Origin of the sequence: Microcoleus sp. Pol12A5, assembly GCF_036701435.1 — a bacterium.
Taxonomy (GTDB): domain Bacteria; phylum Cyanobacteriota; class Cyanobacteriia; order Cyanobacteriales; family Microcoleaceae; genus Microcoleus.
Window position 1 is genome coordinate 44,619 of sequence record NZ_JAUBQU010000008.1, and the last position, 19,685, is coordinate 64,303.

The 19,685-nt window shown below is 45.5% G+C and carries 15 protein-coding genes; 4 read left to right on the forward strand and 11 right to left on the reverse strand.

Annotation, left to right across the window (positions count from 1 at the left end; all coding sequences use genetic code 11):
- Positions 1 to 154: 154 nt before the first annotated feature.
- On the forward strand, positions 155 to 814 hold the full coding sequence (locus tag QUA45_RS03835; RefSeq protein ID WP_333098171.1) for a Uma2 family endonuclease: 660 nt from the start codon (positions 155 to 157) through the stop codon (positions 812 to 814).
- Between the two features lie 109 nt (positions 815 to 923).
- Here the strand turns inward: QUA45_RS03835 and miaA are convergent, their stop codons facing one another.
- A complete protein-coding gene (miaA, locus tag QUA45_RS03840) occupies positions 924 to 1,826 on the reverse strand; it encodes a tRNA (adenosine(37)-N6)-dimethylallyltransferase MiaA (protein WP_333098170.1) in 903 nt (300 codons plus the stop codon).
- Positions 1,827 to 2,084: 258 nt separating this feature from the next.
- Between miaA and gyrB the strand changes: the two genes are divergently transcribed.
- Positions 2,085 to 4,025, forward strand: coding sequence for a DNA topoisomerase (ATP-hydrolyzing) subunit B (gyrB, locus tag QUA45_RS03845; RefSeq protein ID WP_333219569.1), 1,941 nt, complete (start codon positions 2,085 to 2,087; stop codon positions 4,023 to 4,025).
- Between the two features lie 249 nt (positions 4,026 to 4,274).
- Positions 4,275 to 4,991 carry a heme oxygenase (biliverdin-producing) gene (locus QUA45_RS03850; protein ID WP_333069533.1) on the forward strand — a complete coding sequence of 239 codons (717 nt, stop codon included), beginning with the start codon at positions 4,275 to 4,277 and terminating at the stop codon, positions 4,989 to 4,991.
- Positions 4,992 to 5,241: 250 nt separating this feature from the next.
- Here QUA45_RS03850 and QUA45_RS03855 read toward each other — a convergent pair whose 3' ends face one another.
- Together QUA45_RS03855 and mfd are read right to left on the reverse strand one after the other, a co-directional pair.
- The gene (locus QUA45_RS03855; RefSeq protein WP_333219571.1) at positions 5,242 to 5,895 is read right to left on the reverse strand and encodes an S-layer homology domain-containing protein; all 654 of its coding nucleotides are present in this window, start codon (positions 5,893 to 5,895) and stop codon (positions 5,242 to 5,244) included.
- Positions 5,896 to 6,027: 132 nt separating this feature from the next.
- Positions 6,028 to 9,591: a transcription-repair coupling factor gene (mfd, locus tag QUA45_RS03860; RefSeq protein ID WP_333219573.1), complete on the reverse strand. Its 3,564-nt coding sequence runs from the start codon at positions 9,589 to 9,591 to the stop codon at positions 6,028 to 6,030.
- 289 nt (positions 9,592 to 9,880) lie between these two features.
- Between mfd and QUA45_RS03865 the strand changes: the two genes are divergently transcribed.
- Positions 9,881 to 11,212 carry a hemolysin family protein gene (locus QUA45_RS03865; protein WP_333098166.1) on the forward strand — a complete coding sequence of 444 codons (1,332 nt, stop codon included), beginning with the start codon at positions 9,881 to 9,883 and terminating at the stop codon, positions 11,210 to 11,212.
- A 67-nt stretch (positions 11,213 to 11,279) separates the two neighbouring features.
- On the opposite strand, the gene QUA45_RS03870 is transcribed toward QUA45_RS03865, so the two are convergent.
- The 8 genes from QUA45_RS03870 to QUA45_RS03905 all read right to left on the reverse strand — a co-directional run bounded on the left by QUA45_RS03870 (position 11,280) and on the right by QUA45_RS03905 (position 19,610).
- Positions 11,280 to 12,614 carry a hypothetical protein gene (locus QUA45_RS03870; RefSeq protein WP_333098164.1) on the reverse strand — a complete coding sequence of 445 codons (1,335 nt, stop codon included), beginning with the start codon at positions 12,612 to 12,614 and terminating at the stop codon, positions 11,280 to 11,282.
- 6 nt (positions 12,615 to 12,620) lie between these two features.
- On the reverse strand, positions 12,621 to 13,946 hold the full coding sequence (locus QUA45_RS03875) for a hypothetical protein (protein WP_333098161.1): 1,326 nt from the start codon (positions 13,944 to 13,946) through the stop codon (positions 12,621 to 12,623).
- Between the two features lie 19 nt (positions 13,947 to 13,965).
- Positions 13,966 to 15,198 carry an SGNH/GDSL hydrolase family protein gene (locus QUA45_RS03880; RefSeq protein ID WP_333098159.1) on the reverse strand — a complete coding sequence of 411 codons (1,233 nt, stop codon included), beginning with the start codon at positions 15,196 to 15,198 and terminating at the stop codon, positions 13,966 to 13,968.
- Positions 15,199 to 15,202: 4 nt separating this feature from the next.
- On the reverse strand, positions 15,203 to 15,367 hold the full coding sequence (locus QUA45_RS03885; protein ID WP_333069521.1) for a DUF5989 family protein: 165 nt from the start codon (positions 15,365 to 15,367) through the stop codon (positions 15,203 to 15,205).
- Positions 15,368 to 15,775 carry an SxtJ family membrane protein gene (locus tag QUA45_RS03890; RefSeq protein WP_333069520.1) on the reverse strand — a complete coding sequence of 136 codons (408 nt, stop codon included), beginning with the start codon at positions 15,773 to 15,775 and terminating at the stop codon, positions 15,368 to 15,370.
- Between the two features lie 86 nt (positions 15,776 to 15,861).
- Positions 15,862 to 17,838, reverse strand: coding sequence for a carbamoyltransferase (locus QUA45_RS03895; RefSeq protein ID WP_333098158.1), 1,977 nt, complete (start codon positions 17,836 to 17,838; stop codon positions 15,862 to 15,864).
- Positions 17,839 to 18,007: 169 nt separating this feature from the next.
- Positions 18,008 to 18,493 carry a hypothetical protein gene (locus QUA45_RS03900; RefSeq protein ID WP_333098156.1) on the reverse strand — a complete coding sequence of 162 codons (486 nt, stop codon included), beginning with the start codon at positions 18,491 to 18,493 and terminating at the stop codon, positions 18,008 to 18,010.
- Between the two features lie 196 nt (positions 18,494 to 18,689).
- Positions 18,690 to 19,610, reverse strand: coding sequence for an NAD(+) kinase (locus tag QUA45_RS03905; RefSeq protein WP_333098154.1), 921 nt, complete (start codon positions 19,608 to 19,610; stop codon positions 18,690 to 18,692).
- Between the last annotated feature and the right edge of the window lie 75 nt (positions 19,611 to 19,685).

Sequence of the window (19,685 nt, forward strand, 5' to 3'; positions counted from 1 at the left end):
TGCCTAGGAAAGCAGATCCGGAGGCTCTGCCTCCCTATTACCGCAAGGCAGAGCATCGGATTTAGGCATTCCCAGGCTCTGCCTGGGAACGAGAAAAAAAACCTCCTATTATCCTCTATAATAAAAATAGATGAAGCTACCAAGGACTTGTTAAATGGTAACAACAACATCAACTCCCATCGAGCAGCAAAATACCCCAGAAAACCGAGTTATTTTAAAAGGTGTCAGTTGGTCAACTTTTAAAGCATTGCTGGTAGATGTTGGGGACGATAGAGCTTGGAGAATTGCTTACGATGAAGGAGTATTAGAAATCAGGATGCCGCTGGAAGAACACGAAGAACCCAAACGACTGATAGAAAGCTTTGTTGAAGTCATTGTAGATGAACTGGAAATTGAACTTAGGAGTCTTGGTTCGCTGACTCTTGAACGAGAAGATTTAACTCGTGCTGTAGAACCTGATTCCTGTTTCTACATTCAAAATGAATCTTTAGTTAGAGGCAGAAATATCAATTTGCCAAATGACCCGCCGCCGGATTTAGCAATAGAGTCAGATTACACAAATTCTTCTATCAATAAGTTTACAATTTATGCTGCTCTTGGTGTTCCCGAACTTTGGAGGTATCGGCGGGAATCTCTGCAAGTTTATCAACTTGTAGATGGAAAATATAAAATGTGCGATCGCAGTTTAGCTTTTCCCTTTTTACCCGTTGCCGAAATTCCAGGTCTCATCGAACAAAGCAGAACAATCGGACAGCGGGCGGCTGTGCGTTTATTTCGGCAAAGAATTAGAGAAATCTTACCGACTCAAAGTTAACGCAAAAATCAGAATTGCTGTAGTTGAAAAACTAGCAAATCAATTTAAATTACATCAGCGTTAATTAGCGTTCATCTGCGGTTAATAAAATCTTTAATCTCGATAAAAATCAATTGACAAACTCCTGCACTCTCTGCCAAACTCGCTCCAATAAATCTGGCGTGCTAACATCAAACCATTCAATTTCAGGATAAGCTCGAAACCAAGTCCGCTGTCTCTTGGCAAATTGCCTCGTGTGCAAAATTGTTAATTCTTTAGCTTCTTCAAGCTTAATGTCCCCCGCCAAATATTGTTTCATTTCCTGATAGCCCAGCGTGTTCAACAGTGGCAAGTCGCAGCCGTATTTTTTACACAAATATTCTACTTCGGCAATCCAACCGCGTTCTAGCATTTGTTCTGTGCGCTGTTCGATCCGATCGACCAAAACATCGATCGCGCAATCCAACCCAATTTGTAAAATAGGATAATTGGGAGGATTTTCGCCCTGCTGTTCGGAAATAGGGCGACCGGTGACATAAAATACTTCCAGTGCTCTTAAAGTTCTTACTGGATCATTGAGGTGAATTTTCTCAGCGGCAGACCGATCGACCTGCTGCAACATCGCGTAACATTGAGATTGTCCGAGTTCTGCAAGTTGCGATCGCAATTCGGGCATCGGCGCTACTCTCGGAATTTTCAAACCGCGCACGATAGATTTAATATATAAGCCCGTCCCTCCCACCAACAACAGGGGGGGAGACAGGGGAAAATCGACATCAGCCATTAGTTTTTGAGCTTGCTGTTGGTAATCTGCTAGTGTCAGAGTTGCTGTCGGATCGCAGATGTCAATTAAGTGATGCGGTACACAAGTGCGATCGACCGCCGTCGGTTTTGCGGTTCCGATGTCAAATTCGCGGTAGACTTGACGGGAGTCCGCACTCAGGATCGAGGATTGCAGTCGCCCCGCCAAAGCCAAAGCCACTCCAGACTTCCCCGTCGCCGTCGCCCCGCAAATCGTAATTAATCTAGGCATAAGCTGTCGCAAATTTCCCTATAAAAACTCTCAAATCTTCTCGTATCCAGGCTTTCGCCTCTCTCCATCCACTGATTCACCGCGATCTGCCCCTGGAGCCTTTGAGTAATCTCAAAACAATTCCCCTCCGTCCCCCCGATAAATTTCCCTTCAGAAAGCCCTAGCATCGCCTTTAACGGTTTTGTGCTATAATTTTAGAAGTTTTATCATTTTAGAAGCTTTCGGGGCTTGAGGCCTCATTATTGGAGCTATTTTTGTATGACCAGCAGCTACAGCGCCGACCAGATTCAAGTTCTCGAAGGTCTCGAAGCAGTCCGCAAACGACCGGGGATGTACATCGGTACCACCGGCCCGCGAGGACTCCACCATCTAGTTTACGAGGTTGTGGACAATTCCATAGATGAGGCGCTGGCTGGCCACTGCACTCACATCGAGATTGACATCAACGCCGACGGTTCCGTTACCGTGACAGACGACGGCCGGGGTATTCCGACCGGCATCGTTGCCAAGACTGGCAAATCAGGAATAGAAACAGTAATGACTGTACTTCACGCCGGCGGTAAATTTGGCGGTGGTGGCTACAAGGTTTCTGGAGGATTGCACGGTGTAGGTATTTCTGTTGTTAACGCGCTGTCCGAGTGGGTAGAAGTGACAGTTTGGCGCGACCAAAAAGAACATTTACAGCGCTACGAAAGAGGCAATCCAGTTACGGAACTTAATGTCAAGCCCCACAAAGGCACTCGCACCGGCACTTCAGTTTCTTTCTTGCCAGATACTCAAATATTTAGCACTGGCATTGAATTTGATTACACTACACTCGCCGGGCGCTTGCGAGAATTGGGTTACTTGAATGCGGGCGTGAGAATTACGTTTAGCGATCACCGTTTGGAACTGCTCAAAAGTAGCGAACCGCGCGTCGAAACCTACTGTTACGAGGGCGGAATCAAGGAATATATCGCCTACATGAACCGCGAAAAGCAGCCTCTGCACGAAGAAGTGATCTACGTGCAAGGAGAACGCAACAACGTGCAGATAGAAGTGGCTTTGCAGTGGTGCGTCGATGCTTTTAGCGACAACGTTCTCGGTTTTGCTAACAACATTCGGACGATCGACGGAGGCACGCACTTAGAAGGTTTGAAGGCTGTTTTGACGCGGACGATGAATTCGTTCGCCCGCAAGCGCAACAAAATCAAAGAAAACGAGCCCAACCTCGCCGGCGAAAACGTTCGCGAAGGTTTGACAGCAGTGATTTCGGTCAAAGTCCCAGACCCGGAATTTGAAGGTCAAACTAAAACTAAGCTAGGAAATACAGAAGTTCGGGGAATTGTCGATTCTTTGGTAGGCGAAGTATTGACAGAATATTTGGAGTTTCGCCCCCAAGTAGCGGACGCTATTTTGGAAAAAGCAATTCAGGCATTTAAAGCCGCTGAAGCCGCCCGCCGTGCCCGCGATTTAGTGCGCCGAAAATCCGTTTTAGAATCGTCTCCTTTGCCTGGAAAATTAGCGGACTGTAGTTCCAGAGACCCCGCCCTGTCTGAGATATACCTGGTGGAAGGCGATTCGGCAGGCGGATCTGCAAAACAAGGGCGCGATCGCCAATTCCAAGCAATCCTGCCTTTGCGCGGTAAAATTCTCAACATTGAGAAAACAGACGATGCCAAAATCTATAAAAATAACGAAATTCAGTCGTTAATTACAGCCCTGGGTTTGGGTATCAAAGGCGAAGAATTCGATCCGGGGCAATTGCGGTATCACCACATCGTAATTATGACTGACGCTGACGTAGATGGCGCGCACATCCGCACCCTGTTGCTGACTTTCTTCTACCGCTACCAGCGCGCACTTGTAGAACAAGGTTACATCTATATTGCTTGTCCTCCTCTCTATAAAGTGGAACGCGGACGCAATCATTACTACTGTTACAGCGATCGCGAAATGAACAATCTCATCCGCAATGAATTTCCGGCGAATGCTAACTACACCATTCAGCGGTTCAAAGGTTTGGGTGAAATGATGCCGACACAGTTGTGGGATACAACGATGAACCCAGAAACTCGGACGCTGAAACGGGTGGAAATTGAAGATGCTGCTGAAGCCGATCGCATCTTTACGATCTTAATGGGCGATCGTGTCGCCCCCCGCCGGGAATTCATCGAAACCTACGGCCCGAAACTCAACCTCCTTGACTTGGACATCTAAATTAGCCATTAGTCCTCAGCTATTAGCTGTTAGCTAACCACTGACGACTAATGACTAAACTTTTGTGGTCCTGATGCCTTCTGCCCTTTCGGGCGATCGGGCATCAGGGCCGTTTGATGTTTCTAGGTTTTGTTATAAAAATTAATACAATCTCTCATCAAATCGATCTAAGGTAAACACTTAGGTAAATTTTAGATTTTTGGCGCATCCATCAGCTACCACAAAAATAGAAGGTTGGACAAATATAGCATGAGCATCAATTTAGCGACCAAATTGCGTGAGGGAACGAAAAAATCCCACACAATGGCAGAAAACGTCGGTTTTGTCAAGTGTTTTTTAAAAGGCGTTGTAGAAAAAACTTCTTACCGGAAGTTAGTAGGAAACCTCTACTTTGTCTACTCGGCAATCGAAGAGGAAATGGAACGCCAAAAGCAGCATCCGGTTGTTTCAAAAATTTACTTTTCTGAGTTGAATCGCAAACAAAGCTTAGAGCAAGATTTATTTTACTACTACGGTGCAAATTGGCGCGAACAAGTAGCTCCGTCAGCCGCAGCTAAAGCTTATGTGGAGCGAATTCACGAGATTTCGGCGACAGCACCAGAACTGTTAGTAGCTCACTCTTATACTCGCTACCTTGGCGATTTATCTGGCGGACAAATCCTGAAGGGAATTGCCCAGCGCGGGATGAATCTTTCCGATGGAGAAGGCACTGCTTTCTATGAATTCCAGGATATTCCTGATGAAAAAGAATTCAAGGCTAACTACCGTCAGGCAATGAATGAACTGCCGATTGACGAAGCAACTGCAGAGCGAATTGTTGACGAAGCTAATGCAGCTTTTGGCATGAACATGAAGATGTTCATGGAGTTAGAAGGCAATTTGATTAAAGCAGTTGGTCAGATGCTTTTCAATACCCTGACGCGGAAGCGCGGTGGTGGCAGTACCGAATTGGCTACTGCTGATTGAGTTAAAGCTCACTGGGGATAATTTGAGCCTCGTTTAAGAGGAAAACTTTAAATCCTGGGGGTTTGATGGCTGCTTTTACAGTCACCAAATCTCCGGGATTTTGCATGGCGGGCGATCGACTTTTTAACTCATATCAAATCCGTTAGCATCGGAATAGTAAATTCGAGTTGACGGTTGACTGTCAACCGTCAACCGTCAACTGTCAACATCATTCCGGTGTAACCGGAAAGAATATCACAAGTCAACACTATCACCTTCCCACGCCGCGATCGGGAGGCTGCTCGTCCGGGACAGGCAAAGAAGTCGGCCTTATCTGCCGCTCCAAATACTTGCTCAAAGCGTAAGCGATATCCCAGCGAGTCATCGGCTTCAAAGGATTAATCTTATTAGTTCCGAGTTCAACATTAACAAACCCTTCATAAAGTGCAGTAGCAATAGACTTTCTAGCCCAATTAGGAATTTCCCCTGCATCTGGATACTTAGCTAAAATCTCGGAAATACTGGCATCGGGAAACTGAAAAACCCCGTAAGCTTGAGCAAAAATCGCCAAAGCTTCAGCGCGAGTCACCCTTTGATTTGGGAAAAACATTCCGTCGCGATATCCACTCATTGTTCCCGTTTTCAAAACAGTTTGAATAGCACTGTAAGCCGAGTAACTCTTCGGTACGTCCGGCAATTCCCGATCCGGTTTCTGAGCTGTTTTCCGCCGTTCCAAACCAAAAGTTTTTACTAAAATCACCGCCAAATCGGCGCGACTGACAAGACCCTCAGCATGAAAATTGCCACTGGCATCTTTATTCATCAACCCTGCACTCACAACCCGGTCTATCGGGTCAATTATTTCTTGAGATTGAACCGCCATAGGCACTCCTTGCAGTAGGGCGATCGCCAAAAAAACATTCACTAACCTTTTCACGATTTTAATCCTTTCTGTCGCTAAAACAATCATGAAAACAGCAGTAATATTTTTTCCGGTTCTATCGGTATAATTCTGTGGTTTCGGCAGGGCGCTAGATTGGGCGATTATATATCAAAATTAAAGATTTGCTTCCGGCAAAGCGTTCTGCATTTTACCCAGCCAATCAATCAAATTATCCAATTGCTTTTGGGCCGTCAAAACAGCCATACCTCGAATAGTAACCTTCCCCTTGCTGTAGACAAAACGAGCTTGCAAATGTTCCGGCAACTTAGCCTTAAGCAAATTCCAAGCAGGCTCCTCCATAGGTGTTTCCAACACAATGTGCTGCTTATTCTCCGGTTTTATCCGAGAAAAACCAATTTTTTTAGCGATTTGTTTGAGTTCGACAATACGGATAAGTTGCTGGGCGGGAAGAGGAATTGGCCCGTAACGATCGCACCAATCAGCCTGAATCTGCTGTAATTCTTCAGGGGTATTAGCAGAAGCCACAGACCGGTAAGCGCTCATCTTTTGATCCAAATCTGCGATGTAATCGGCAGGAATAAACGCCGTCAAAGTGAGGTCGATTTGCGCGTCCTCCACTTTCGGAATTTCCTGACCCTTGATTTCCCGAATAGCCTCCTCTAACATTTCAGCATACAAATCAAAACCGATCGCCTCCATTTGGCCAGACTGTTCAGTACCCAAAACATCACCCGAACCGCGAATTTCCATATCTCGGACGGCCAACTGATAGCCCGATCCCAACTGGGCAAACTCTTGAATTGCCCGCAACCTCTGCCTTGCAGCATCCGACAGTTGGTTCTGCTTGGGATAAAACAGCCAAGCGTGAGCTTGAATCCCCGCGCGTCCCACCCGTCCCCGCAACTGGTACAGTTGACCCAAACCAAACCGCTGCGCGTCCTCAATTAAAATGGTATTGACTCGCGGAATATCTAAACCCGACTCAATAATCGTCGTACACACCAAAATATCGAACTCCGCCGCACTGAAAGTCAGCATGATCGATTCTAATTCCGAAGCCTCCATTTGACCGTGGGCGATGGCAATTCTCGCCCCCGGAACCATCTCCTGCAACTTATCCGCCAACTCATCAATCCCCTCAATCCGCGGCACCACGTAAAAAACCTGACCGCCCCTGTCCAACTCTTGACGAATTGCCGATCGCACCGTTTCCGGGTTATAGGGAGCCAAATGCGTCTGAATCGGGCGCCTGCTGGGAGGCGGAGTCGCAATTAAACTCATCTCGCGAATCCCCGACAGCGACATATACAAAGTCCGGGGAATCGGCGTTGCTGTCAGAGTCAGAACATCTACCTCTGTTTTGAGAGCTTTAATCGCTTCCTTTTGCTTAACCCCAAACCGCTGTTCTTCATCCACCACCAACAAACCCAAATCCCGAAATTTAATCGCTTTGCTCAAAACAGCTTGAGTACCGACAATCACGTCTAATTCCCCAGTCGCCAAACGCTTGTGAATCTCCCGGCGCTCGGTTTCAGTGCGAAAGCGATTGAGCAAACCAACTTCGATCGGATAAGGGGAAAAACGCTCCGAGAGCGTGTGATAGTGTTGTTGGGTCAAAATCGTCGTCGGCGCGAGCAAAGCCACCTGCTTGCCCGCCGTAACCGCCTTAAAAATCGCTCTCAGAGCAACTTCTGTCTTGCCAAAACCGACATCGCCGCAGACCAAGCGATCCATCGGTCGATCGCCCTCCATGTCGCGTTTCACATCCTGAGTTGCCTTCAACTGATCCGGCGTTGGCTGGTAAGGAAAAGAATCCTCTAATTCTTGTTGCCAAGGCATATCAGGAGGAAAAGCGTAACCTGTTTGTTTAGCTCTTTTAGCATAAAGATTCAGCAAATCCACTGCCAATTTTTTAACAGCTTTGCGAACCTTTGTTTTAGTTTTTTCCCAAGTTTGACCTGTCAGCTTGTTTAGATCCGGTACTTTATCGCCTACCGTCCGAAACCTCGACAAAGCGCCCAATTGATCTGCCGCCACTCTCAGAGTACCGTCAGCGTATTGTATCAGCAAATATTCGCGAGTTTCCCGATCGATAGTCAAACGTTCTAACTTGATAAATTTTCCCACTCCGTGCTGGCGGTGAACCACATAATCACCAGGGCTTAATTTATTCGGGTCTACTTGCTTAGAAGCAGCGCGGCGGCGCTTGCGGACGTAGCTAAAAGTAGCAAGAGAATGCTGACCGTAAAATTCCCGATCGGTAATTAAAACAATCCGAAAAGTCGGCAGAATAAACCCTTCTAATTCTGCTAAGCCGCTGTACTTCAAAGCAACCGGAATGTGCTGCAATTGCAACTTATCGATCGCCAAATAATCGCGCGGATTTACCACAAACTGAGCCGGACAGTCGTGTTCCGACAGCAGAGAAACCGATCGGCTCGGTTGAGCAGAAACCAGAAAAATGGTAAAACCCCGATCGCGCTCTTCCCTGAGCATTTGAGACAGCTTAGCAAATTGGTGAGGCATCACCGGCACAGGCCGAGAAGCCAAATTAATCGCAGACGGTAGTTGGTCGCCCTCCGCAGAGCTTTGAAATTTTTTAGCCGTAGAATCTTCTGCCAATTCTGAAAGTTCTAGCCTGTCGAAAGCTGCGACATCGACCATAGATTCAGCAAAAGTGCGGTGAATTTTCGGAACTTTCAAATTAGCAATTGGCAAGTTGTCTGTTCCCGCACCAGAAACTTCCGATTCGCGATTGCAATTATTCCACTGTTCCTGTGCATTCTCAAACCAGCGGTCGCTGTGAGCTTCGCACCCTTGCGGCTCGTCAATAACAACTAAAGTATTTTCGGGCAAATAATTCAACAAAGATGCAGGTTTTTCAAACGCTAAACCCAACAGCCGGCGGACAAATTTTTCGGTTTCATTTTCTTCTGTGTCAATAGAGCCTACGCGGTTGATTTCGTCAATATTTTTTTCAGCTAAAACTGCTTTAATAATTGTATTAAAATTAGTAGGAGTTAAAACTAATCGCTCGACCTTATCGAGCGATCGCTGCGAAGACGGGTCAAACTCCCGAATTTGTTCCAAATCATCCCCAAACCACTCCAGCCGCACCGGCAACTCAGCCGCCACCGGAAACACATCGACAATATCGCCCCGACGGCTCCATTGACCCTCCATTTCCACCAGAGCCACCCGATCGTAGCCCATTGAAGCAAGTTGGCGGTCTAAAATCTTCGAGTCTTGAACCGCACCTCGCTTTAGCGTCAGACAGTAGGGTTCAAAAGCAGCAGGCGGCGGCAAGTGAGACTGGAGAGCTCTTTCGGTAGCTACAATCGCGATCGGCTTCGACTGATTGGCGGTTTTTTCTTCCTTATCCACCAAATCCGCCAGCACCTGCATTTGCCCCCACGTCATTTCATTTTCGTCGGAGTAAGATAGCTCGTAGGGTGAGGTCTCCGAAGTCGGGTAAAAATGTACGGTTTGCCAGCCCATCGCCTCTAAAGAAGCCACCCAGCGACCGGCTTCTTCTAAAGTAGCTGTTACTGCCAATAAGTTTCGCCCCTCTTGCTGTGCGAGGGCGGAAGCTACTAAACCTTTAGGCAAACGGGCGATGCCGGACAGTTGCAAGCAGCGATGCCGTTTGAGCTTGTTGAGAAGTTCTGTGGCTAGGGGCGATCGCCCCAGGGTACGAATTATTGAAGAGAAAGTCATGCGCTTTTAATTTTAATCCCCGATCGGCTCCGGCTCTTTCCCTTTGCCTGTTAAGGAGATTGTACGACAAACATCCATGATTGTACCGCTCTGCGGTTGACGCCTGGGAACTTAACTGGCGATAGATTTCTGCTTTAATATCTCGATCCTGCGATCGCGATTGAGCCAGTTCCGTTAATCTAGTGACAGGTTTAGAAAAAATTTCGATTTTGCCATCGAGATTCGCAGCTTGCAGGCTTCTCCTTTAACCGGGCAGAGCGCTTCGCCGTTACTACCGAAAATTTTAGAAATGTCCCCAAGTACCGATATTCTGATTGTTCTCTTGCTAATTTTCCTCAATGGCTTGTTTGTGATGTCAGAGATGGCCATCATCTCTGTACGGAAGGTGAGACTGCAACAGATGGCCAACCAAGGTTCAGCCAATGCCCGCATAGCCTTGGATCTGGCTAATGCCCCCAATCAGTTCTTGCCGACAGTTCAAATCGGGATTACGATGCTGGCCATTCTGTCGGGCGCTTTCGGAGAAACGACAATTGCTAAAAGGGTAGAGCCTTTGTTGCGGCTGGTTCCGGCCCTGGCGCCCTACTCTCAGACGATCGCGTCAGTAGTAGCAGTTTTAACCATCACTTATCTGACCTTAATTATCGGCGAACTGGTGCCAAAGCGGCTGGCACTCAACAACCCAGAGCCGATCGCTTCAAGCGTCGCCATTCCCATGCGAATGCTCTCAAAAATTGGCGCTCCTGCGGTTTATCTGTTAAGTCATTCCACTGACTTGGTGATGCGAATGCTGAGGATATCGCCCTCGACAGAACCGCAAGTTACAGAAGAGGAAATTAAAGTTTTAATCGAGCAAGGAACCGAAGCCGGAACCTTTGAAGAAGCCGAACAAGATATGGTGGAAAGAGTCTTTCGTTTGGGCGATCGGCGAGTCAGCGCCTTAATGACCCCGCGTCCCGATCTTACCTGGCTCGACCTCGACGACTCAGTAGAAGAAAATCGCCAAAAAATGCTCGGCAGCGGTCATTCTCGGTTTCCGGTGTGTCAGGGAGGACTCGACAACGTTGTCGGTTTAGTACACGTTACTGATATGCTGTCGCGGACTTTAACTGGTCAACCCCTCGATTTAAGCGCTTCTTTACGGCGACCGTTATTTGTACCGGAAAGCACGCGGGGTTTAAAAGTATTAGAACTGTTCAAACAATCTAGCAATCAAATTGCCTTGGTAGTAGACGAATACGGGGTGATTCAAGGATTGGTCACAGTCAACGACATTTTAGTCGAATTGGTGGGGGACTTTCCCTCTATTGAAGATGCAGACGAGCCTCAAGCCGTGCAGCGCGAAGACGGTTCTTGGCTGTTAGACGGAATGCTAGCAGTCGAAGATTTTTTTGAGTTGTTTGGAATTGAAGAATTGTCAGCAGAACACAAAGGAAGTTACCACACAATGGGCGGTTTTGTGATTACTAATTTGGGCAAAATTCCCACAGCAGCCGAGCATTTTGAGTGGAATGGTTTGCGCGTGGAAGTAGTCGATATGGACGGGAACCGAGTTGATAAAATCTTGGTAATGCCGATCGACTCAGCGGGCGATCGATCTAGAACCCAACCAACAACCTAAAATTTAAACTCAGCGGTAAGGTGCGCTAGGCGCACCCTACATTGACCATTCCGCGAATATTTCAGACCTACTTCTTTTTGCTTCTAGCCGCATCTTTCCGCAAAGATTCCAGAATAGAACGGCCCACATAATTGCTAAAAACTACCTCTCCAGCTTGATTGTAGTGGCAGCAGCTATCTACATAAACAGCCTCTTTAGTCTTGTCAAAAACATTGACAGCATTCACTAGATTAATATTATTTTTTTCCAAATTAGGAAACTTTTTGAAAAGAGCCGGATATCCAATTTGCACAGCTTTAGCATAAGGAGTATCCTTGTTAAAAGCAATCTGCTTTTCGGCTTCAGGAAACACTCTTTTCGTCTGATAATATTGATTAGGCTGAAGAACATGAAAATAAGGCACATTACTAGCAGACAGAACTTTGTGCATAAAAATTGAACTTTTTGCCCAATTTAACGCCATTTCTTGAAAAGCTACTGAATCCTGTAAAACCGATTTATTAGTATTGATGTAAATAACGCTGCCGCTGTCATCTTTTTTTTGTTTATTCCGTTCTTTTTCAAATTTAATAACATCGGTTTTATAGTTATTAACTAGATTTTGAACGTAAACAGAAGTCAAAGCATCGCACGCAGCGAAAGAACAGTTTTGCAAACGTTCCAAACCCTGATTAATCCTAGCTTTATTTTCTTGGATTCTGATAGTTGCTTTCATAGCTTTGGTAGAAAGGCTATTATTCGCCAAGCTAGTCAGCGGTAAAATATGCTGAATGCTTGGCATCGCCAAATCGACTTGATTTTTATTGTTTAAGTTAGAAAGTGCTACTTCATTAAAACCATCTATATTGACGACCAGATCCAATTCTTGCCCTAAAGCCAAAAAATAGTTTAAAATCAATAATTGCTGGGGTTGTTTGTAGCCGCCGGTAGCAAAAGACAAAATTACAAATTCTTTATCTTTCAAACCCGGAAGCTGCTTGAGGTATTGAGGTAAAATTTTATTTTGAACTTCAAATATTCCATAATTAGAAGCCACAGAACCGCCAAAAACTCCGATAATAAATTGATTGGGTTTAGTCTTTTTGAAAGGGTAATCGTAAGGTGAGATAAACCCATAGTTGTTATTTTTAAAGCCGGGGCGAAAGTCAAGGCCTGGTTTCTGAATAAACCCAAAAAAAGGATGAAATCTTTCGACTATAGACTCATTGAGTCGCACTCCTTCTAAATTAATTCCCAAGGCAGATTTATCTTGCGTCTTTTCTCTAGTATAGAAAAATTGCTTGTGCTTGACAAAATACCATCCCAAGGAGCCAAGCTCGAGGAAAACCAGTAAAAGCAATAAATTAATCAAAGTTATCTTGAGAAATTCTTGTCCTTTTTTGAGTAATTTTAAATCTTTCATAAACCTCTATTTCGACTCTCTTACTACTTTAATAATGGAACTAGAAACATAGTTTGCCAATAATTCGTCTCCGACGGAATTATAGTGGCAGCAGGCATCTTTGTAAACCGTCTCTTTTGTATTATCTAAAATATTCACTGCGTTAAAAACATTAACCCCAGCTTTTTGCAAATCATCGACTTTGGACAAGATCACCGGGTAACCTTTTTTCACACCTTCAATGTAAGGGCTATTCTGGTCGATCGCAATTTCGTTTTCCTTGGCGGTAAACGCTCGCTTAGTGGGATAATACTGGTTGGGCTGGATAACGTGAAAATACTTAATCTTTCTACTTGATAAAATTTGATTCATCCCGATCGACGATTCGTACCATATTGATGCCATTTTGTCAAAAGCAGCGACATCCTGCAAAACAAAGTCTGCTTTGGGAATGTATACTATACCGCTATTTGCCGTGTTTGGGTTGGATTCTTTGACTTGCCTATCGTACTTGACAACGGCTTGCTGGTAATTGTTGACTAATTGTTGCACCTGTAGCGAGGTAACAGCGTGACACAAAGCAAGCTGACAAGTTTGCAATTTGTCAATACCTGCTTTCAACTGTTTTTTATTTTCGTTAATTTGCACGATAGAGCTCATAGCTTCCGGTGACAAGTTGTTGTTGGCTAAACCAGTCAGAGGCTGTATGTGCTGAACGCTTGGCATTCCTATTTCTACTTGGGCTTTGTTATTTAAATTTGACAGTGCTACTTCGTTAAAACCGTCAATATTGATGACTAAATCTAACTCTTGACCCAAAGCCAGAAAGTAATTTAAAATTAATAATTGTTGGGGCTGTTTGTAGCCACCGTTGCCAAAATTTAAAACAATAATTTCCTTGTTCGCAAATTCTGGATAAGTTTTCAATTTGTTAGACAATCTACGAGTTACGTATTCATCTACTGCAAAGTTATTCGCAACTGAACCGCCAAATACTCCGATAATAACTTGATTTTTATTGCTTTTAACAAAGGGATATTCGTAGAGGGAAAAAAAGCCGTGTTTGTTGACTTTTAACTTTAATTTTTCATTAGTGAAAGCACCTTGTTTGAGTACATAGCCAAAAAGTGGGTGCAGTCTTTCTACGATAGATTCATCCAGTCTAATGCCGATCCTTTCAATATCTTCTACTACTTTTTCTTTGGCTTTAGTTCTGGTATAAAAAAACTGCTTTTGGTTGATAAAATAAAAAGCTAGCGACAAAGCTTCCAGACAAATAAAGGCGATCGCCAAATTAACCGCGATTATAATGAAGATATTTTTGCTTTTTTTGAATATCGTTGAATCTTTCATGAAATTTGAATTTGACGGCTTACGGTTGTTTTTTGGGGAGTTGAGACTGCTTCAAATTTTGGCACAAATTTCGGTTGATCAGGATACTAGCCAGTCGGTGTCCGAGTTCATTCCAGTGACCCCCACAGGGTACAGAATTCTCAAAACCGTGGGCGCAAACTTGATATTTTTCAGTGTAACCTTGGATCTGTTCGGATAAATTTAGTACCCGAAAACCCTCGCGTGCGCCCAATTTTTCCAGCCGCTTATCGGGATAAAACAAATCCTGAATGTTGTTCTTTTCCATAAAATTTTTTCGCCTCTCGGCCTCCGGTCGAACTTGCATCGGATCGCCGATTGTCACAACTAAGAAATCAGCATTTTTCTGCACGACTTCATTCCGCATCGTCACAATCAAACCCTCTGTCACCTTCCAAGCCTCTTGCCAAACTGCATCTTGAGGTTCCTTGAGGTTCAGGGTACTTAAAGTGGTAAAGTCCCCCGATAACTCCCGCTTTTTCCGATCTAAGTCTACTTTTTTTATGACCTGCAAAATTCGCGAATTGTTGACGATCAAACTGGGCATTCGATCTACGAAGGAAACTGCTCTTTCGTTGCGATCGATCGGCGCCAGGTTGCGAAAAGACATATCCGGTACTAACTTGCCGCTAGCATCATAAGCAAAAAATGGTCGGTAGCGATCGTATTCCAGTTTCGGAGAATTATTTATCACATCATTGCCAATAAAAAAAGCAAGAATTACAATATCAGGACTGTAATCCCACACTTTTTTTCGCAGCATAATTAATTCTTGAGCAGTACCGTAACCCTGCACGCCGAAATTGATGACCTCAACTTTTTTGCGTCCCTTAACGGCCTCGCAGTTGCCTAACTTTCGTTCCAATTTCGACCAGAATGTTTGTTCGACAGGTACGTGAATTGCTTCGGTGAAAGAATCGCCCAAAACCGCCACCCGCAAAGTATTTGGAGGTTTTGCTTTTGTATGTTCGCGATCGCGCAAACCCTCGCTATTCACCTGCACAAAACTCGCACCTTCCCCATTCCACTCCCCCGACGCACCCGGTTTCAGCTTCCAGCCCAAATTTGGATCGGAAGTGTGGAAACGAGTTGGCGCCGACTCTACGAAATCTCCTATTTTTGGATATCCCTCAACTCTAGCAACTCGCAACCCAACTTCACCAATTACCACCCCCATAAATAAACCGCCGAGTGTCAAACCTAAATTGACACCCAAATTTTTCAACTTGCTCATTCTTTCAAAACAGGGTGTAAATAAACGGAGCAATCACAGAACCGTGACTCAATACAATCAAAGCTCCCAAAAAGACTAAAGTCACAATTAACGGCAACAGCCAATACTTTTGGCGTTCTCTCATAAACGCCCACAAATCTTTGAGAAAGTCTAATGTTGATTCAAACACTTAGAAAGGACGCTCCATACTAACTTTTGTTCTTGCTTTACTTGGGACGCGGTAAGTATCCATTTTCGGATTGAGTTTTCGCCGCATGGCATCTTCGCCCAACAGGCTTTTAATAACTCCCATCGGCCAAATTATCAGGTAAAAAACTATCCCTAGGACGATCGGCGTTTCGATTTTGTTAAGAATAAGTCCAAAGCGCATCCACGCGTGATAAACGGGATTCAGCGATTTCGGCGCCACCAATGCTAGCACGATTAGGACTGCGCCGATCGCCCAGGGCCACCAAGGTAGAGAATGTCGCCTCAGTAAAGGTACTGCTAAACCGAACAGCACTGCAATCAAGCCACCAATTAGCAGCCCGAAATCGCGCAAGCCTTTTTTGTCGAGTTTTTTAATTTCGTCGCTCATTAGAAATGGGGAGTTGGGAATTGGGAATTAGTTATTAGTTATTAGTTATTCGTACCAACTAATAACTAATAACTAATAACTAATGACTAATCTAGTTCAAATTCATTTTTCCAAGCATCATCTTGTTTCCAAGGAATTTGTTCGGACTTGGGAAGCAAGTAATTTTCCAAAACCAGATAGTCCATTTCGGTTCGCATGAAACAGCGGTAAGCATCTTCTGGAGTGCAAACAATCGGTTCGCCTCGGACGTTGAAAGAAGTATTTACCACAATAGAACAGCCCGATCGCTCTTCAAAATGGCTGATTAAGTCATAGTAGCGAGGATTGGTTTCTTTGTGAACAGTTTGGATGCGAGCCGAGTAATCGACGTGGGTGACAGCCGGAATCTCCGATCGCGGAATGTTGAGCTTTTCAATGCCAAACAACTGCTCTTGTTCTGCAGTCATCGGAATGCGGAGACTGGACTTGACAGGTGCTACCAATAGCATATAAGGGCTAGAATGGTCAATCTCGAAATAATCGGCAACTCGTTCGGCTAAAATTGACGGCGCAAAAGGTCGAAATGATTCCCGATATTTAATTTTCAGGTTCATCACGGACTGCATTTTAGCACTGCGGGGATCCCCAATGATCGATCGACCGCCCAGAGCTCGCGGCCCAAATTCCATCCGCCCCTGGAACCATCCCACCACATTTCCCTGTTCCAAAATTTCCGCCAACTGCGGCATTAATTCGGCATCGTCCAATCGGTGATAGCTGGCTTTGACAGCATCCAAATATTCGAGAATTTCTGCGTCAGTAAATCTCGGCCCCAAATATGAGCCACGCATTTGATCGTGACAAGTTAAATGAGCAACAGACTTAGCCACAGTTGCCACCGCTTGGTTTGCAGTGAGAACTTCAGTCCTCTCATCAACCGCTGCGTTTGTAGTGACCAGTTCAGTTTTGAGGGATTCTATACTATTTGCTGTCGAATTCGCGCTCACAGTGCGAGTTTGTTCGCAATATTGGTACCAAATCGCCAAAGCCGCACCCAATGCACCGCCAGCATCTCCCGCCGCCGGCTGAATCCAAATATCTTTGAAAATACCTTCCCGCAAGAGTCTGCCGTTAGCAACACAGTTGAGAGCAACGCCGCCGGCAAGACAAAGATAATCGACATTCAATTCTTTTTTAACTGTTCTGCAAAGCCGCAAAACAACTTCTTCGGTAACAACTTGAATGGAAGCTGCAATGTCCATTTCTCGCTGAGTCAATTTTCCTTCAGCTTGACGCGGCGGCCCTTCAAACAGTTCGTCAAACTTCTTGTTGGTCATGGTTAAGCCAACTGCATAGTTGAAATAATCCATGTTCAAACGGAAAGTTCCGTCATCTTTGAGGTCGATTAAATAGTTGAGAATTTTGTCTACATACTTGGGTTCGCCATAAGGAGCTAAACCCATGAGTTTGTATTCACCAGAGTTGACTTTGAAGCCGGTGTAATAGGTGAAAGCTGAATAAAGCAAACCCAAGGAGTGGGGAAAATCTATTTCCCACTGAGGTGTCAGTTGGTTCCCGTCTCCCAACCAAACCGAGGTTGTGGCCCACTCGCCCACGCCGTCGATGCACAAAACGGCTGCTTTTTCAAAGGGGCTGGGAAAAAATGCCGATGCTGCGTGCGATTGGTGGTGTTCGGTAAATAGCAGAGATGGCAGTTTATTCGTTTTGCAGTTTGCTATTGCTGCCAGATCTTTTTTGAGCATGGTTTTGAGGTAAAGCTTTTCTTTGAGCCATATCGGCATGGCTTTTAGGAAAGAGCTAAAACCTTGGGGCGCGTAGGCTAAATAGGTTTCAAGAAGGCGCTCGAATTTGACTAAAGGTTTGTCGTAAAAGACTATGTGATCGAGTTCCCGCAAATCTATTTTCGCTTCTTTCAAGCAATAAGCGATCGCATTCTTGGGAAATCTGGCGTCGTGTTTTTTGCGGGAAAATCTTTCTTCCTGCGCTGCGGCGATAATTTCTCCGTCGCGAATTAAGGCTGCGGCGCTGTCGTGGTAATACGCCGAGATTCCAAGTATGTTCATTCGTCTCCTCACAAATCGCAATGCGTTTGTATCTGACTATTTAGAATAGCTAACGATTATAGCTGCTTAAGTGCTGATTGGGAATTGAATTTTGCGATCGCCTCTAATTTTACCTGAATCGATGTCGGTGCAACGTCCTGGAGCAATCGGGTTTTTGAGAGCATTTAAGCTAGCGCCGGCTTATCCTGCGCCCCCAAGCTCTGAAGTAAGTGACCACCGGGAATTGATAAAATTCACCTACCAACCACAGCACAATGCCTAAATGCGACAAAAAAGCTAAGCCTGTCCAAGCTACAGGCAGCCAGGACAACCGGCTGCCGGGAACCGGGGGAAAATAGTAAGCTGAAAGTCCCAGCAAGGTAGTGGGAAGGAAAATTAGACCAAAAGCCGCTGCAAAGTAGGGCCATCCGAATTCTACGCCTTCGAGGTGTGCTCCTATCCACTGTTTGCCGTTCCAGTGCCAAGTTACGGGCGGTTGGCGATCGGCCATTTGGAGCGATTGTCTTTCAACGCTTGCGGTATAAATGTGCTGGCAGAAGTTGCAAGCTAGGGCGTCCATCAGCGCTAGAGTGGAAATTTGACCGGTGCGGCACACGGGACAGGGATATGTATCTTGAGGGTTGAAAGGTCGGGTTGATTTTTTGAAAATCTGCATAGATCAGGCTGTTTGTCAAGATATTGAGCGATCTTAACAAAGTACAGAGATTATGGGTTGACGGTTGACGGTTGACGGTTGACAGTGAACAGTGAACTCGAATTTACTATTCCGATGCTAACGGATTTGATATAACAGGTTTTTTCACCCTTACGTGTCCCAGGGGTTAATGCAGTTTCCTGGTGGATGATTCGGATTAATTGCGGTGATTGTTGCTGTACCGAATTCTGGCTCCTGCCCAGTGAAGTTTTTCCCTCAAAGTGTTGAAATAAGAATAGTTTTCCCGCAAAATAATAAACTGGGCTTCGCAGTCTGCCCTCCGCACGTCTACGCGCTGTCCTGGCCAAATTGCAGTACCTAAAATGCCGTCTGTCCAGAGTTTGGTACTGAGTTCGTAATCTGCTAAAGGCCAAATGCTGACGACTGAACCGGGCGGGAGTACGATCGCCCGGCTGGATAAACTCAAAGGGCAAATCGGAGTAACGGCGATCGCCTCCATTCCCGAGTGCATAATCGGCCCGTTGGCAGATGCGGTGTAGCAAGTCGAACCGGTGGGAGTTGCCACAATTAAACCGTCGCCTTGATACTGATCGACTACTTCGCCGTCAACTTCCATTTCTAGAATACAGCTCGGCATTCGATCGGCTGAAGCAGGTTTGACACACATTTCATTTAGTGCCAAAAATCGATCGCTTTGGGGTTCGAGATTGCTTCTGTTTCCCTCAAAAACTGTTGCCTGCAACATCATCCGCTTTTGCACAGCATACCTATCTTCCGAAAGTCTGTCCCAAATCTCCTCAGTATTTTGGAAATCCTCAAAAGACTCGGTTAAAAAGCCCAGATGTCCCCCCACATTCGCTGCCAAAATCGGGATGCCGTCAGCCGCCAAATTCCGCGCGGCAGCTAGGGCCGTACCATCGCCCCCCAGCACTACCGCTAAATCAATTGGGCTGTTACTAGAAGCTAAAAAAACCGGATACGGGTTATCTTTCGGGCCGCTGGGCCCCATTAAAACCTGACACCCGCGACTTTCTAATTGGCGGGCACACTGTTCTGCCCACCGCTGGCTGAGGGTATCTCTGGCTTTGTGGGCGATAATTACTTGTTTTAGTTGCACAACCTATCGATTTTAGATTTTAGATTTTGGATTTTCGATTGTTAGATTTTAGAGTGACCTCACAATCTATCGATT

Bases quoted from the DNA above. Each gene is read 5' to 3' on its own strand.
- QUA45_RS03835 (WP_333098171.1), top strand. From the start codon at position 155: ATGGTAACAACAACATCAACTCCCATCGAGCAGCAAAATACCCCAGAA.
- miaA (WP_333098170.1), bottom strand. From the start codon at position 1,826: ATGCCTAGATTAATTACGATTTGCGGGGCGACGGCGACGGGGAAGTCT.
- gyrB (WP_333219569.1), top strand. From the start codon at position 2,085: ATGACCAGCAGCTACAGCGCCGACCAGATTCAAGTTCTCGAAGGTCTC.
- QUA45_RS03850 (WP_333069533.1), top strand. From the start codon at position 4,275: ATGAGCATCAATTTAGCGACCAAATTGCGTGAGGGAACGAAAAAATCC.
- mfd (WP_333219573.1), bottom strand. From the start codon at position 9,591: ATGACTTTCTCTTCAATAATTCGTACCCTGGGGCGATCGCCCCTAGCC.
- QUA45_RS03865 (WP_333098166.1), top strand. From the start codon at position 9,881: ATGTCCCCAAGTACCGATATTCTGATTGTTCTCTTGCTAATTTTCCTC.
- QUA45_RS03870 (WP_333098164.1), bottom strand. From the start codon at position 12,614: ATGAAAGATTTAAAATTACTCAAAAAAGGACAAGAATTTCTCAAGATA.
- QUA45_RS03875 (WP_333098161.1), bottom strand. From the start codon at position 13,946: ATGAAAGATTCAACGATATTCAAAAAAAGCAAAAATATCTTCATTATA.
- QUA45_RS03880 (WP_333098159.1), bottom strand. From the start codon at position 15,198: ATGAGCAAGTTGAAAAATTTGGGTGTCAATTTAGGTTTGACACTCGGC.
- QUA45_RS03890 (WP_333069520.1), bottom strand. From the start codon at position 15,775: ATGAGCGACGAAATTAAAAAACTCGACAAAAAAGGCTTGCGCGATTTC.
- QUA45_RS03895 (WP_333098158.1), bottom strand. From the start codon at position 17,838: ATGAACATACTTGGAATCTCGGCGTATTACCACGACAGCGCCGCAGCC.
- QUA45_RS03900 (WP_333098156.1), bottom strand. From the start codon at position 18,493: ATGCAGATTTTCAAAAAATCAACCCGACCTTTCAACCCTCAAGATACA.